The sequence below is a fragment of the Anaerobiospirillum sp. NML120448 genome (genome assembly GCF_023050945.1).
In the GTDB taxonomy this organism is placed as follows: Bacteria; Pseudomonadota; Gammaproteobacteria; order Enterobacterales; family Succinivibrionaceae; genus Anaerobiospirillum.
On sequence record NZ_JALKIM010000044.1, the window covers coordinates 1 to 15734 of the forward strand.

A 15734-nucleotide genomic window follows, 5' to 3' on the forward strand; every position below is an offset into this window, starting at 1 on the left:
ATATCTGTTTTCATGGAACAATAATAGAGGTTAACTCATTATTAGGTAACCTATGATATTTTTTGATAAATACGATATATAAGGCAAATCTATTTCGAGGTAACCTTAGCTTGCAGAGTTGAGGTATATTTGAGACTTTTGAAAAGTTTGAGATTAATTATGGGACTAGAACTATTTTTTAGAAATTTAAAATATCTCTTTAAGTACAATCTTAAAGGTATGTATAACCATGCTAATCCAATTTATGAAGATGAGCTTATCTTAAAGATACTTGATACTCATAAGAATTTAGAAGAGTTAAGAGCTGGAATCAAACTCTGTAATGTAATGGATGCATGGAATACATTAGATTATTTAATTAGTACAAACGCTAGCTTTTGTAGATTTGGAGATGGTGAGCTATCTATAGCCATTGAAAAGCAAGGAAATGTTTTTCAGCGCTATGATGATCTATTGTCTAAAAAACTTATGGAAGTTCTTTCCTCAAAAGATAATGGTTTGCTAGTAGGAATCAACTATTATTGGTTTAATGCGCCAAACAATTTACATGATAGACAAATGCTGTTTTATTTAACATCTTCTATAAAATATCGTCAGATGTTAAAAGGTATTTTAAGTGATGATAGAGTCTATGGTGACTCAACTATAACAATGCCATATGTGTTATATAAGGACATTGATTTTCGTCGTTATTATGACAAGCTTGAGTCCTTATGGAAAGGCAAAGATATTGTTATTGTTTGTGGAAAAACAATATTTAACAATATTAAGCACAATATTTTCTCTTCCGCAAACTCTATAGAGTACATATACGGCCCTAGTGTTAATGCATTTGATCAATATGATGATCTTATGCAAAAAATTTTGGCAACAGACAAAAATAAGGTCAAATTTATAATTATGGGTCAAACTGCCACTGTACTTGCTTATGACTTATACAAAAATGGTCATCGTGCAATTGATATGGGTCATACTGCTAAAGATTATAATTATTACTTAGAAAAGCATGCTGTTGATACAAATAGCATAACTAAGTTTTTTGATAAAGACTAGTGTAAGCTATAGGAAATATAAGGCATTTAATATATCTATCAGTTTTGTTACATTTGCTCAAACAACTGTGTTAATAGGAATTTTTATGTCTGTAAAATATTTCGTAATTAGTCTTCAAGATCAAGTGGCAAGACGTAAAAACATCGGTTCGATTTTAACAGCCAATAATGTTGACTTTGAGTTCTTTGATGCAACTTATGGCAAGGAAATGACTGAAGAGGAGCAAAAGCTTTGCTCTAATGAAAGTCAGACCATTCTTACTATGAAAGGCAATCGTAAAGTACTTATTGAAGATGAGTTAAGTTTATCAGAAAAAGGATGTGCCCTTTCACATCTTCGTCTTTATCAGCATATTATCGATCAAGACCTTGATTATGCAGTAATCATGGAGGATGACTTAAAGCCAAATGCTGATGTTTTCCAAGCTGTTAACTCTTTAAGTACAATTAAAGAGCCGTGGGATATAGTGCATTTTTCATCAGATTTTGGAATAAAATGTTTGCCTTTTGCTCGTAAGTACTATTTTGATAAAAGCAAAGGTTTTTATTTCCAGCGTATTGGCATGCGTAATGATACTTTAGATGCTATTTTTAACAGGCGAAGATTCATTATATATACTGCATTGTATGTAGTAACTAAAGAAGCTTGCAAGAAGCTAGTAGATATAGGATATCCAGTACGGCTGACCTCTGACTATTTGCTCGGTATGATTGGTTATAATAACTTAAAAACCTTTGCTGTATATCCTGAAAATCACTTTATGAAGTTTTTTGAATGTGATTCAACAATTGGATCTTCTCGTCCTGCTCATAAGATGGTAAGACTTTAGTATTTGTAATTTATGACTTAAAAGGCCCCTTAAAGAGGCCTTTTATTTTATATATCCCGTTTTATAGCGCATAATGACAAAGATAGGTTAAAATGTAAGTTTATTCTAGATTTATAGGCTTTATACAGGTTGACAGTTATGTCTGTAAAATGCTTTGTAATTAATCTTAAAAAAGATATTGATCGCTTAGAGCATATTTCTAATGAGCTTAACAAGCTCGGTTTAGATTATGAAGTATTTGAAGCTTCTTATGGCAAAGAGCTCGATGCGGCTTTTATTAATCAGTGTCGTCAGGAAGATGAGCTGTTATTTAATTTAAAAGGCCATGTCAAAGTAAAGCTATTAGGAAAGCTTTCTTTAAGTGAGATTGGTTGTGCTTTATCACATTTGCGTGTTTATCAACATGTTATTGATTGTGGCTTAGATAAAGCTCTTATTGTAGAAGATGACATTTGTTTAAAGCCTCAACTCAAACTAGCCTTAGACAATTTAGATAAGATAAAAGATCCTTGGGATGTTGTTCAGTTTTCACTACATAAAGGCATAAAAAATCTTTGGGGTGCCAAGAACTATTATTTTGCTGATGGTTTGTATTTTAGACGAGAAGGAATGCGTAATGATTATTTAGACGCAAGATTTAATGCTCGCCGTATTATAGGTACAACTGCTTGTTATGTAGTTACTAAAGAGGCCTGCCAAAAGCTTATTAATTTAGGCTATCCTATTAGAATGCCTTCTGATTTTTTGCTTGGCATGTTAGCTTTTAATCACTTAAAAACATTTAGAGCATATCCTATTGGAGAGTTTACACATGAAGCTCAATTTGACTCAATAATTGGGTATAGAAGCTCTAAAGAGCTGGTGAGAATCTAAATAATTTAGATAATTTGTAGTGTTAATCACTTTTGAGTGCCGCAGAGGCAGTCAGCTTGGGCTTGGCCAAAAGCCCTTTTCATTTGGGATAATTTAAAAAAATATTATGGCTAATACTTTTGACCAAAATTTAGTACGTAACTTCTCGATCATTGCCCATATTGATCATGGCAAGTCAACCTTATCAGACCGTTTTATTCAGGTTTGTGGTGGTTTGACAGATCGTGAAATGCAGGCTCAAGTGCTCGATTCTATGGATATTGAGCGTGAGAGAGGCATTACTATTAAAGCACAGGCTGTAACCTTAAAGTATAAGGCTCAAGATGGTAATACCTATGAGCTAAACTTTATTGATACCCCTGGTCACGTTGACTTCTCTTATGAGGTATCACGCTCATTATTTGCCTGTGAAGGTGCTTTATTAGTAGTTGATGCTGGTCAAGGCGTAGAAGCTCAGACTTTAGCAAATTGCTATCAGGCTATTGAGCTTAATTTAGAGGTTATCCCAGTTTTAAATAAGATTGATCTGCCAGCTGCTGATCCTGAGAAAGTAATTTTTGAAATTGAGGATATTGTGGGCCTTGAGGCTCATGACGCTTGTCGTTGCTCTGCAAAGACTGGTATTGGCGTTGAGGATGTATTAGAGCGTTTAGTACACTCCATTCCAGCTCCAAATGGCGATCCTGAGGCTCCGCTACAAGCTTTAATTATTGACTCATATTTTGACGATTATCTTGGTGTAGTATCTTTAGTTCGAGTAAAGAATGGTACCTTACGAAAGGGCGATAAGATCAAGGTAATGAGCACAGGTCAGGCCTGGGAAGTTGAGCGTTTGGGTATTTCTACTCCAAAGCGTGTTGATGTTCCTGTCTTAAACTGTGGTGAAGTAGGTTGGGTGGTCTGTGGTATTAAGACCATTCATGGCGCTCCAGTAGGTGATACCATTACCCACGCTCGTCGTGAGGCAGAGGAGGCTTTGCCTGGTTTCCATAAGGCCAAGCCACAAGTTTATGCAGGTATGTTCCCTGTAGATACTGACGACTACAATGCCTTCCGTGATGCCTTAGATAAGCTATCTTTAAACGATGCTTCTTTATTCTTTGAGCCAGAAAACTCAACTGCATTAGGCTTTGGTTTTAGATGTGGCTTCTTGGGTATGCTCCATATGGAAATTATTCAAGAGCGTTTAGAGCGTGAGTACAACTTAAATCTTATTACTACAGCTCCTACTGTAATTTATGAGATTTTATTAACCTCTGGCGAGATTATTCACATTGATAGCCCAGCAGCACTTCCTCCTGTAAGTAATATTGCTGAAATTCGTGAGCCAATTGCAGAGTGTCGTATGCTTATGCCTTCTGAGTATGTAGGCGCTGTTATGACTTTATGTCAAGAAAAGCGTGGCGTACAAACAGGCATGGTTTACCACCATGATCAAGTGGCTCTTACTTATGAATTACCAATGAGTGAGGTAGTTCTTGATTTCTTTGACCGTCTCAAGTCAGTATCTCGTGGCTATGCATCTTTAGATTACAGCTTCAAGCGCTTTGAGCGTGGTGATTTAGTGCGTGTTGATATCTTAATTGCTCAAGATCGAGTTGATGCTTTAGCTATTATTGTTCACCGTTCTATTGCTCAATCACGTGGTCGTGCATTAGTTGAAAAGATGAAGGAACTTATTCCTCGTCAAATGTTCGATATTGCTATTCAAGCTGCAATTGGCGGTCAGATTATTGCACGATGCACCGTAAAGGCAATGCGTAAAGACGTGTTAGCTAAGTGTTATGGCGGTGATATTACTCGTAAGCGTAAGCTTCTTGAAAAGCAAAAGGCTGGTAAGAAGCGTATGAAGCAATTAGGCCGTGTAGAAGTACCGCAAGAGGCATTCTTAGCTATCTTAAAGGTAGGTAAGGAATAACAACCTGTCTATTTTTATAATTTAAAGGTCTAGCATTAACTTGCTAGGCCTTCAAAATAAATGAAGTTTTACTTAGAGCTAATTAAAGTTTCATAGAAAATAGTCACTATGGTTAGCCTAATTTAGCTTGTTCATAATTATTTTGGTTAGTAGAGCCAAAATAATCAAAGCTTGTAATCATCTAAAACAAAACAGAAGTTATGAACACTTTATCTTTAATCTTGGTGGTTGCTTGTGTAGTTACAGGTATTGCTTATGCCTATGACTATAAGAAACTACGACCTGCACGTATCAAAGCACTTAAAGAAGCTCTTTTGTCATGTCCTACCTTATCTAAAAAAGACCAACGTCGTATTAAGGAAGGCTCAGGAACTATTACTTCAATTGGTTCTTTATTCCCTGTAATTTTCTTTGTTTTCTTGTTCCGTGCTTTTGTATTTGAGCCATTTAGAATTCCTTCAGGTTCAATGGAGCCAACCTTATTGCCAGGAGACTTTATTGCAGTTTCCAAGTGGTCTTATGGAATTCGTAATCCATTAACCAATAGCATATGGATCGAAACTTCATCTCCTCAAAGAGGTGATGTTGCAGTATTTAAGTACCCAGAAGAGCCAAGTATTGACTATATTAAGCGTATTGTAGGTTTACCTGGTGATGAGATTATCTTTGATAACAAGAAGATCTATATTCGCAAAGCTTGTAATGTAGGTAAGGTAACTACAACCGAGGTGCAAGTCGGAGTGCAAGAGGGCGGTCAGCCTTGTGAAAGTCCTAAAGCTGTTCCATTAACTCCAGCAGGAACTATTGTTGTTGAGCGCAGTACTTATCAAGAGGAATATGCAGTCTTTGATGAGCAGTTAGGCGACATTACTCATAAGATTCAAATTAACCCTCGTATCCCTGATTTATCTCAGTATTTTTATCGCCAAAAAGGTGTAATGAGGGGCTCATGGATTGTGCCAGAGGATCATTACTTTGTAATGGGCGATAATCGCGATAATAGTAAGGATAGTCGCTTCTGGGGTTTTGTTCCAAAAGAAAACTTGGTTGGTAAGACTGTAGTTATTTGGTTATCTTTAGATTTAGATGAAAATAGCGACAGCATGATCCCTTCTGGCGTTCGTTTCTCCAGAATTGGTGGTTTAGATTAATTTTTTAAGCCAGATCTGCACACTATTTGAGTTGCAGGATCTGGCTTTCACTATTGTTGATTACCTTTTTACAAGGAGATTTTATAATTTAAGCAAAAACAAGGCTTAAGTATTTAGTGTTGTTTTTGGGTTTATTAACCCACTCTACAACCTTAGGACAATTTAGTGGGCACCCTATAGTCACTCTCCTCCTAAAAACAATTGCGCTAACAAATATAAGTGCCTCATAAGTGTTGCTACGCTTATGTATTTTAATGGGTTCTTATTTTCTAGTAGCAATAGGATTTTGGGTGGTTATAGGGTGGGCACTTTTTGCAATGCAAGGCAAAGAGATGACTACTGACATGAACTTTATTTATCGTATACAGCATCTTGAACAGACGCTGGGCTATGCTTTTCAAAACATTGCTCTTTTAGAGCAAGCTCTAACTCACAGAAGTTATGGTCCTCATCATAATGAGCGCTTGGAGTTTTTAGGTGATTCTATTCTCGGCATGATCATAGCTAAAGAGTTATTTGCTCTTTTCCCTGATAGTCCAGAGGGCGATTTAACCAGAATGCGCTCTGTATTAGTAAGAGAAACTACTTTAGCTGAGTTAGCTCGTGAATTTAAAATTGGCGACTGCTTGCTTTTAGGTCCAGGTGAACTTAAATCTGGCGGTTCAAGACGTGATTCTTTATTAGCTGACGCTGTTGAGTCTATTATTGGTGCTATCTTTATTGATAGTAATGAACACTTTGAAATTGTTCGCCACTTAGTTTTAAAGTGGTTTGATAAGCGCCTCCAAGCTATTAATCCTAATGTTTCACAAAAGGATCCTAAGTCAGCGCTGCAAGAGCTTTTACAGTCTCAACACAAAGAACTTCCTGTATATCGCATCGAAAACATTGTTGGCAGTGATAATAATCAGGTATTTGAAGTATCTGTTACTGTCCAAGATATTAAGATGGTATTCAAAGGAAAAGGCTCTTCTCGCCGTCGTGCTGAGCAAAAGGCAGCTAGCTCCGTATTAGATTATTTAGCCAATAATACCAATCAATAATATTAGTTAAGAGCTTTTGTATGATTGGTATTAAGTTTAGCTTTTTTAATTACTCCTAAGAGTAAGTGAGGATAATTTGGATCAAACTAAGTTTGGCTTTGTGGCTATTGTCGGTCGTCCTAATGTAGGTAAGTCGACTTTAATGAACCATTTAATTGGTCAAAAGATTTCTATTACCTCGCGTAAGCCTCAGACCACTAGAAATCGTGTATTAGGTATTGATACCGATGGTATTTATCAAACTGTTTATGTAGACACTCCTGGTTTACATAAGGTGGAAAAGCGTGCGATTAATCGCTTAATGAACCGCGCTGCTGAGTCATCTTTAGGTGATGTTGAATTAATTTTATGGGTAATTGATGCTACCTATTGGACTGAAGATGATGAAATGGTGCGCTCCAAATTGGAAGTTGCTTCAGCTCCTGTAGTGTTAGTTATTAACAAGGTAGATAAGCTCGATGATAAGGAAAAATTATTACCTTTAATTGAGCGTCTTAAGGACAGTTTAAACTTTAAAGATATTGTGCCTGTGTCTGCCTTAAAGGGTAGTAATCTTGAAGTGCTCAAAAACATGATTAGAGAGGCGCTACCAAATGGCCCTCACTGTTATAGTGAAGATAGCATTACCGATAGATCTACTCGTTTTATGGTAGCTGAGATTATTCGTGAAAAGTTGATGCGCCAGATGGGTGATGAGCTTCCTTATTCTGTCAGTGTTGAGATTGAAGAATTTAAGGAAGATGAGCACGGTACCACTAGAATTAGCGCTGCTATTTTAGTAGAGCGTAATGGTCAAAAGAAAATGGTCATTGGCGCAGGTGGTAGTCGTATTAAGCTCATTGGCACTGAAGCTCGCCACGATATTGAAAAGCTTATTGAAAACAAGGTCTTCTTGTCTTTATTTGTTAAGGTCAAGGCTGGTTGGGCTGATGATGAGCGTGCTTTAAAGAGTTTAGGTTACGCTGATTTTGAGCAGCAATAGCTTATAGCCATATAAGATTTTGGTATGTAATCAAAGCTTGGTGCGATAAGTGTTAATTTAATGTTTCTAACATTGAATTTCATTTTGCACCAAGCTTTTGTTTAATTGTAAGGTAGCCAATTTTTAGTTGGAGTGTTTTATGGCTGATTTGATTGAAAATGAGCCTTGTTATATCTACCATGTTCGAGATTACCAAGAACATAGCCAAATTATCGAGGCCTTGTCCTTAAATTATGGCGCTCTAACTATTATGGCCCAAGGATCAAAAAGGGCTAACTCTCCTACTAAGGGTCTTTTCCAACCTTTTATTCCTCTTAAGCTTTCTTTAAAAAAGAGCAGAAGTGAGCTTTATTTTCTAACTGGCTACGAGCATGCTGGTAATGGCTTTGATTTTAAAATGCCATATTATTTTTGTGCCAGCTACATAAATGAGTTGTTACACCATCTTTATCACAACAAAGACTCTGATGTTGCGCTATTTGGTAGTTATATAGAAACATTAGAGGCCATTAGAGATAAAAATGGTATTGAAAGTCATTTAAGGAATTTTGAGCTGACCTTATTAAGGTCATTAGGTTACTCGCTTAGTAACTGCGATGACGAGGGTGCTTTATTATCTTTTAAGGACAAATATCGCTTTTGTTTTGGTCTAGGCTTTGTTAAGTATGATGAAAAACTTTTAAGTTATGTAACTTCTCAATATAAAAGGGCCTCATCTTATACTAGCTCTTCCTATACTAACGGCAGTAGTTCTTACAATAGCGAAGAAGACGATGGTATGCTCTTTTCTAAGTCAAAGGTAAGAGGCCGACGTTTAGAGAGCAATGTCTCTAGTCGCTCATATGGTGTATCTCATATGGGCTTTGAGTCTTTTCAGTATCACAATAACTTTGATCCTGAGCAGGGTGAGCTGTTAAAAAAATATAGTGATTATTTACAAGATTTTCTTGGCCCTATATTAGATGGAGCGCAAATAAGAGACATCATTGAGAGATCTTTTGCTCTTCCCGATGCAGCTCGTAATGCTAAGTTGTTAACTTCTAGCATTATCAATAAGCTCTTGAATGGTCGTGAAATTAAAAGCCGTCGCTTATATCGTGAGTATGTTGAGTTAAAGATTAAGCAAAAAGCTCAAATACAAGAGCAAGTGCAAGCCAAAGATGCCACCCAAACCTCAGCGTCACAAGAAGATAAGCCGCTATCCAATAATCAAGTTCAGGATAGTAATGTAACTGTATCTGCACCTACACCTGTACCTACACCTGTACCTGTACCTGGCAGTAACAATGTGTTCGATGGGGCATTACAAGAAACTAATGTTAATACTCCAGAGGCTTATTTAAATTACGCTTTACAAAGCCGAGCTCAAGCTAACAATAGTTTTATAGCTGATGCTATGAACCAAGAGGTTAGCCAATCAATAAATGGAACTCAGCCAGTAGAGGTAAAAGCTCCTTATAAAAGATATGTTGCTCAATTTGCTGTAAAAGCAGAGCAAGCTAGTAATGATTATGAGGATATTCCAGAATTTAATGCTGTTTCCGAGAACAATTTCACTGTAGAAAACAGCAATGAATTATTGATTAATGCTATAGCTACTACCAGTGATTCAACAGCCAAATTGGAAACCTCTTATCAAGAGGTGCAATCTAATTTATCCGACTTTAATTTGGACAAAGCAGCTGTTGCAAAGGCATATGATCATAGTGTTTCAGCCCAAGAACCAGAGCTAAACTTGCATTGTGAGGCCCAGTCACTCAAGACTAATAGCAGCACTGTTTCGCCCGCTCCTAATGCCAATCAAGAAGAGGCTAATCAGCTGCAGCCAATTCAAGATGCAATTGAGCAAAACACAAAGCTTGCTCCACAAGAAACCAATGAGCAAGAGCTGGAGTCTACCGAGCTTCATAGCACTACCAAGGCTAATACTAAGGTAAAAGCTAAAGCTAAGAGCGACTCTAAGGATAGCTCTAATAGTACATCCAAGAGCAAGACTAAAAATGATGACCAGGAGCTACAAGTTCAAGCTAGCAATGATGCTTTACTTGAAACTAAGGAGCAAGAAACAGAGTTAGAGTCTCCTGAACTACAGGAAACTAATAAGAACCATGCTTCTGCTAACACCAAGTTAAAGGCTAAAGCTAAGGTTGAGTCTAAGAGTAGATCTAAGAGTGCATCCAATAGCAATGCTAATAGTGCTGACCAGGAGCTAGAGGCTTCTAATAGAAGCGATTCAAAGCTGGAGGCTACCGAGCTTCATAGCACTACCAAGGCTAATACCAAGGTAAGAGCTAAAGCTAATAGTAACTCTAAGTGTACAACCAAGAGCAGGGCTCATGCTGAGATTAAGGATACTACCAAGGCTAATACTAGGGTAAAAGCTAAAGCTAAGAGCGACTCTGAGGATAGCTCTAAGAGTACATCCAAGAGCAAGACTAAAAATGCTGACCTGGAGCTACAAGTCCAAGCTAGCAATGATGCTTTACTTGAAACTAAGGAGCAAAAAGCAGAGTTAGTGTCTCATGAGCTACAGGACACTAATAAGAGCAATGCTTCTGCTAACGCCAAGTTAAAGGCAAAAGCTAAGGTTGAAGCTAAAGGCAGCTCTAAGAGTGTATCCAATAGCAAAGCTAAGAGTGCTGACCAGGAGCTACAAGCTTCTAATAGCAGCGATTCAAAGCTTGAAACTACTGAGCTTAATGATACTGCCAATGCTAATACCAAGGTAAAGGCAAAAGCTAAGGTTGAAGCTAAAGGCAGCTTTAAGAGTGTATCCAAGAGCATGGCTAAGAATGCAGATCAGGAGCTACAGGCTTCTAATAGCGGCGATTCAAAGCTGGAGTCTCCTGAGCTTAACGACACTACCAATGCTAATACCAAAGTAAAGGCAAAAGCTAAGGTTGAATCTAAAGGCAGCTCTAAGAGTGCATCCAAGAGCAAGACTAAGAATGCAGATCATGAGCTACAGGCTTCTAATAGCGGCGATTCAAAGCTTGAGTCTACTGAGCTGAATGGCACTACTAAGAATAAGGCTAACACCAAGGCTAAGAGTAAAGATGCTAGTGAAAGAAGCAGTGAGAGCAAGGTATTAAAGCGTAGTTTGGCTAAAGGCAAAATTAAGGGGCCAAATGGCTTGTTAGTGGCTGAAAGTGCTGAGGATTTATTATTAGGTAAGTCAAAAAATAAGACTTTGCTATCTGGGCCTAAAAGCAGCAAGAATAAGGGCAAGGTTAAAGCAAAGCGTAACCTTAAGGATGATGTAGCTGTGAGCTCCCAGTCTGGTAAAGACAAAGTAGAGTCTCAAGATGGGGTATTGTTGCAAAGCTGGTTATTTGATTTAGGTGCGGGCGATTAGCCTGGTGCTATGATTGTTTGTTTTGGGTAGATTTAATTAAATTATTTTGTTGAGATTTTAGATTGTAGAAACTAAAATCTTAGACTCAATTTTTCTTAGCAAATAGCCTGTATAAGGGAAATTACTTTAATCTTATGAGCTTATATGTAGGCTCTATTTTATTAGGATTTTGTTTGAGCACATTATGGTAAGTTTTTATAAGTCAGAAAAGAAAGCAACAGCTCTAAAAGCTATCGAGTTGCAATGTGAGAGTCTTGATATTCAAGGTAGAGGTGTCTGCAAAAAAGATGGAATGGTCTATTTTGTTGACAATCTTATGCCTGGAGAAAAAGCTCGCGTTGTTCCTGTAGCTAATAATGCTATTGCAGGATCATTGGCCAGTAAAGACAAAGCTTTTTCAGGAAATGTTTCTAAGCTATTAGAGGCATCTTGTGATCGTCGTGCTCAAGATTGTCCTTTGCAAAATCAGTGCGGTGGCTGTCCTTTAGAGCATTTGCCTCAAGATATGTCTTTAAAGGCTAAAGTTGAGGGTGTAGCTTCTTTATTAGCTAAAAGTGTTGCTCAAGGAACTATTGCCTCTAAATCAACTAAAGTAAGCTCATCTAAGGGCTCTTCAAAATTAGGCCGTAATAGCACCATTAAGCAGGTTTTAGCTAAAAAGCAGGCTGATGCTAAAAATACTGCTCGCAATAAAGAGCTAGTAGAGCTAAGTAAGCAAGCTGCTAGCGCTATTGCTACTCCAAGTTTTTGTATTAGTGGTGATGAAATTAACTACCGCAGAGCATGTCGCTTAGCTGTAAAAGCCGATCATGGCAAGATTTATTTAGGCTTTAGAGAAGGCAAGGCTCAAGATTTAGTTCCTGTTGATCATTGCAAAGTATTAACTGCTCGTAATAATGCTTTATTAGAGCCTTTAAGAGTATTGGTAAATACTTTAGAGGGCAAGAAAAATATTGGCCACGTTGAGCTTTTAGATACTGATGGTGCTGTTGGCGTACTCTTACGTATGACTAAGAACGTTTCATCAGGTGATGAGGAGCGCTTAGCAAAGTTTGGTTTAGAGCAGGGCGTAGTTGTTTCAGTATTAGAACCATTTAAACAGTTAGATGATACTGAAGTGGTTCGTGAGCGTGTTATTTCCCAAGATAATGAGCGTGAGCTCTATGTCATGTCTCATGATTGTAAGATTGCCTGCTCTCCTTCATCATTTGTGCAAGTTAATGGTGCCATGAATAAAGCCATGATTGAGCAAGTTTTAAAGGAAGTAGCTCCAAGTCAGGATAAGAAGGTATTGGACTTGTTTAGTGGCTTAGGTAACTTTGCAATTCCAATTGCCAAAGCAGGTGCCAAGGTAGTAGGTATTGATATTGTTTCAGATATGGTGCGTAGAGCTAATGAGAATGCGCAGCTAAACAATATTGATAGTGAGCAGGCTCGCTTCTTTGTAGCTGATTTAGAAGAGGCTTTTGAAAGCCAACTTTGGGCTAAGGATCAATATGACGTAGTGGTAATGGATCCTGGTCGTATGGGTGCTAAACGCTCTGTTGGATATATGAGTAAACTCAAGCCTCAAAAGATTGTAATGATCTCATGCAATCCTTTAGCTGCGTCACGTGACACAACTGCTCTAATTAGCTCTAATTATAAGTTAGAGTCTTGGGGTGCTATTGATATGTTCCCAAGAACTGCTCACCTTGAGATTATGCTGGTATTTACTCGTGATGATAGCAAAAAGTAAGTAAGTCTTATAAGAGACAAATATTACAGTTTGCTAGGCTGTTGTTGTTACCAGATTATTGTGTTTTGGTAAGAGCAACAGCTTTTTATGTTTTTATGACTTTGAAACAAAATTAGTGGTCTATAGATGAGCAAATTAGTTGCTAATGTCCCATTTTAGGCAGACTGATAGTAGTTTTTAGTGACACTTTGGTTAAGTTTGCATAATATGCTTATTAGTGATTAGCTAATTTAGTTTCATAGCTGGCTTAACGCTAATAGTAGTATGCTATGTTCTTATAAGACTGACAGGACTAAGTCTTAGATATGTATTATGAGCTAAACAATTGGTAAATCCTTAATTGTGCCTGAGAGTTTGGGATTCGTTTTGTGGTTTAGCATACTAATTAAGCAATAAGTTTTTTGGGCTGTATCAGCTGTTGTATAGGAGTTATGTAATGGTTGCATTAAGAGATACCCATGAGGCTTCATTTGATTTTGAGCCATGGGCAGCCAAACTCAATCTTCCTGTTGAGCAAAAGGAAAAGCTCTCACAATGCCATCTTTATGTGGTTAATTGTCTTAATGCCTATAATGCTAAGGTAAGCTCCAACTCAAACAATAGCGCAAGTGCCACTGCAAATAATTCCAAGCCACGTAATAATATTATTGATCCTAAGAATCTTAATAATCTTTCAGCTGAGATTATTTCCATTTTAATGTCACTAAACATGGATCTCGATTCTTTAATGGTGGCATTTTTATACCCTCCATTCGAGGCTAAGGCTTTAGATCTTGATAATGTAGAAGAAGTCTTTGGCCCTGGTATCCGTAAGCTTTTGCTTAAAGTAAAAGATATGGAGGCTATTCGCTTTTTACAAAACTACAACTCTAATAAAGGAGCTGAGGCTCAAGTTGATAGAGTGCGTCGTATGATGCTTTCTATGGTAGATGATGTTAGAGCGGTAGTAATTAAGCTTGCAGAGCGAATTGCTGTTATTCGTGCTGCTAAACATGCTGATGAAGAGACTAAGTTAAGCATTGCTCGTGAAATTGCTAATATTTATGCACCACTGGCTAACCGTTTAGGTATTGGTCAGCTTAAGTGGGAGCTTGAGGATTTAGCCTTCCGCTTCTTGCATAACGAGGATTACAAAGAGATTGCTCATGATTTGGGCGAAAAGCGAGTAGAGCGTGAGCGCTATATTGAGAAGTTTGTTGCTGAGCTTTCTAGCTTATTAGAGCAAAATGGCATCAAGAATAGCGAGGTCTATGGTCGACCAAAGCACATCTACAGTATTTGGCGCAAAATGCAACGCAAGCATTTGCCTTTTAGTGAGCTTTATGATGTTCGTGCGGTACGAGTTATTGTTGATAAGATAGAGGACTGTTATGCAGCCTTGAGTATTGTCCATGCTCGTTGGGAACATATCGAAAAAGAGTTTGATGATTATATTGCCAACCCAAAACCTAATGGCTATCAATCTATTCATACTGTAGTTTATGGTGATGGTCATAAGGTGGTTGAGATTCAGTTCAGAACCAAGGATATGCACCAAATGGCAGAACTTGGTGTAGCCGCTCACTGGAAATATAAAGAGGGTGGTGGATTAGGTTCTGGCGTTGAGCAACGTATTAACTGGTTACGTAAGCTGTTAGCTTGGCGTGACGATATGGTTGAGTCTGGTGCTTTATTAGATGAATTTCGTAAGCAAGTCTTTGAAGATCGTATTTACGTCTTTACTCCAAGAGGAGAGGTGGTAGATCTTCCTACAGGAGCTACTCCTTTGGATTTTGCTTACCAAGTTCATACTATGATTGGTCACCGTTGTATTGGCGCAAAGGTTGATGGACGTATTGTCCCTTATACCTATAAGCTAAAGACTGGTGAGCAAGTTGAAATTATTACCCAAAAAGAACCAAACCCAAGTCGTGACTGGATTAACTTGGATAATGGTTATTTAAAGACTTCTCGTGCTCGTGCCAAGGTTGTTAATTGGTTTAGAAAGGTCGACTACGATAAAAATGTCCAAGCTGGTGACGATATCTTAGAGCGTGAGGTAAGTCGCCATGGTATTGGTCTTAACAAGGATCAAGTAGCTGCTTTCTTAAAGGAGAAAATTGCTCGCTTTAATGTTAAGAATGTTAATGACATTTATGCTGGCATTGGTGCGGGCGATATTAAGGTTAATCAGATTATTTCTTTCTTAGAAGAGCGTGTTTTCAAAAGAGAGGAAGCTACTAAAGAGCTAGAGTTACGCTCTTTAATTTCTGAAAAGACCAAAGAGCAGCTTAAAGAGCGTCACGCTAACAGTAAAGGCCACATTGTGGTTAATGGCATTGGCACAATGATGACCCATATAGCTAAGTGCTGTCAGCCAATTCCTGGTGATGAAATTATTGGTTTTATTACTCAAGGTCGTGGTGTTTCTATTCATAAGGCTAATTGTCCACAGCTTAAGGGTCTTATGAAAAAGAATCCTGAGCGTGTCGTTTCTTGCCAATGGGGCGAGAGTGCTACCGCTAATGGTTTTACTGTTACTATTAAGGTGGTGGCCTCAGATTACTCTGGCTTGCTTAGAGATGTTACTACGGTCATTGCAAATGAAAAGATCAATGTTTTAGGTGTGCGCTCTCATACTGAGCGTCAAAAAGATCTGTCCATTATTGATATTGACTTGATGTTGGTTAATTTGCCTGCTTTGACTAGAGTAATTACCAAGCTTAATGAAATTAAGCAGGTACGATCTGTTTCAAGATTGTAGTTTATTAGTAATACCCTTATAAAAAAGGCCTTAGATTAAGCTTAAATCT

General features: G+C 37.7%; 10 protein-coding genes. All 10 read left to right on the plus strand.

The features are described 5' to 3' along the window. Positions 1-159: 159 nt before the first annotated feature. The 10 genes from MXE38_RS08195 to relA all read left to right on the plus strand — a co-directional run bounded on the left by MXE38_RS08195 (position 160) and on the right by relA (position 15685). Complete coding sequence (locus MXE38_RS08195) at positions 160-1053, plus strand: GT-D fold domain-containing glycosyltransferase (protein ID WP_246913836.1); 894 nt, start codon at positions 160-162, stop codon at positions 1051-1053. A gap of 85 nt (positions 1054-1138) precedes the next feature. Continuing rightward, a complete protein-coding gene (locus tag MXE38_RS08200; RefSeq protein ID WP_246913838.1) occupies positions 1139-1882 on the plus strand; it encodes a glycosyltransferase family 25 protein in 744 nt (247 codons plus the stop codon). A gap of 138 nt (positions 1883-2020) precedes the next feature. Beyond that, positions 2021-2755, plus strand: coding sequence for a glycosyltransferase family 25 protein (locus tag MXE38_RS08205; protein WP_246913840.1), 735 nt, complete (start codon positions 2021-2023; stop codon positions 2753-2755). Positions 2756-2861: 106 nt separating this feature from the next. After that, complete coding sequence (gene lepA / locus MXE38_RS08210) at positions 2862-4673, plus strand: translation elongation factor 4 (protein ID WP_246913843.1); 1812 nt, start codon at positions 2862-2864, stop codon at positions 4671-4673. A gap of 200 nt (positions 4674-4873) precedes the next feature. Further along, on the plus strand, positions 4874-5824 hold the full coding sequence (gene lepB, locus MXE38_RS08215) for a signal peptidase I (protein WP_246913845.1): 951 nt from the start codon (positions 4874-4876) through the stop codon (positions 5822-5824). Between the two features lie 344 nt (positions 5825-6168). Next, entirely contained in the window at positions 6169-6867 is a 699-nt protein-coding gene (rnc, locus tag MXE38_RS08220) for a ribonuclease III (RefSeq protein ID WP_246913873.1), read from the plus strand. Between the two features lie 76 nt (positions 6868-6943). Beyond that, positions 6944-7849, plus strand: coding sequence for a GTPase Era (gene era / locus MXE38_RS08225; RefSeq protein WP_246913847.1), 906 nt, complete (start codon positions 6944-6946; stop codon positions 7847-7849). A 139-nt stretch (positions 7850-7988) separates the two neighbouring features. Further along, the gene (gene recO, locus MXE38_RS08230) at positions 7989-11204 is read left to right on the plus strand and encodes a DNA repair protein RecO (protein WP_246913849.1); all 3216 of its coding nucleotides are present in this window, start codon (positions 7989-7991) and stop codon (positions 11202-11204) included. A 184-nt stretch (positions 11205-11388) separates the two neighbouring features. Continuing rightward, complete coding sequence (gene rlmD / locus MXE38_RS08235; protein WP_246913851.1) at positions 11389-12942, plus strand: 23S rRNA (uracil(1939)-C(5))-methyltransferase RlmD; 1554 nt, start codon at positions 11389-11391, stop codon at positions 12940-12942. 436 nt (positions 12943-13378) lie between these two features. Beyond that, a complete protein-coding gene (gene relA / locus MXE38_RS08240; protein ID WP_246913853.1) occupies positions 13379-15685 on the plus strand; it encodes a GTP diphosphokinase in 2307 nt (768 codons plus the stop codon). Positions 15686-15734 lie beyond the last annotated feature (49 nt).

Coding starts and splice junctions, on each gene's coding strand:
- MXE38_RS08195 (WP_246913836.1), top strand. CDS start 160: ATGGGACTAGAACTATTTTTTAGAAATTTAAAATATCTCTTTAAGTAC.
- MXE38_RS08200 (WP_246913838.1), top strand. CDS start 1,139: ATGTCTGTAAAATATTTCGTAATTAGTCTTCAAGATCAAGTGGCAAGA.
- MXE38_RS08205 (WP_246913840.1), top strand. CDS start 2,021: ATGTCTGTAAAATGCTTTGTAATTAATCTTAAAAAAGATATTGATCGC.
- lepA (WP_246913843.1), top strand. CDS start 2,862: ATGGCTAATACTTTTGACCAAAATTTAGTACGTAACTTCTCGATCATT.
- lepB (WP_246913845.1), top strand. CDS start 4,874: ATGAACACTTTATCTTTAATCTTGGTGGTTGCTTGTGTAGTTACAGGT.
- rnc (WP_246913873.1), top strand. CDS start 6,169: ATGAACTTTATTTATCGTATACAGCATCTTGAACAGACGCTGGGCTAT.
- recO (WP_246913849.1), top strand. CDS start 7,989: ATGGCTGATTTGATTGAAAATGAGCCTTGTTATATCTACCATGTTCGA.
- rlmD (WP_246913851.1), top strand. CDS start 11,389: ATGGTAAGTTTTTATAAGTCAGAAAAGAAAGCAACAGCTCTAAAAGCT.
- relA (WP_246913853.1), top strand. CDS start 13,379: ATGGTTGCATTAAGAGATACCCATGAGGCTTCATTTGATTTTGAGCCA.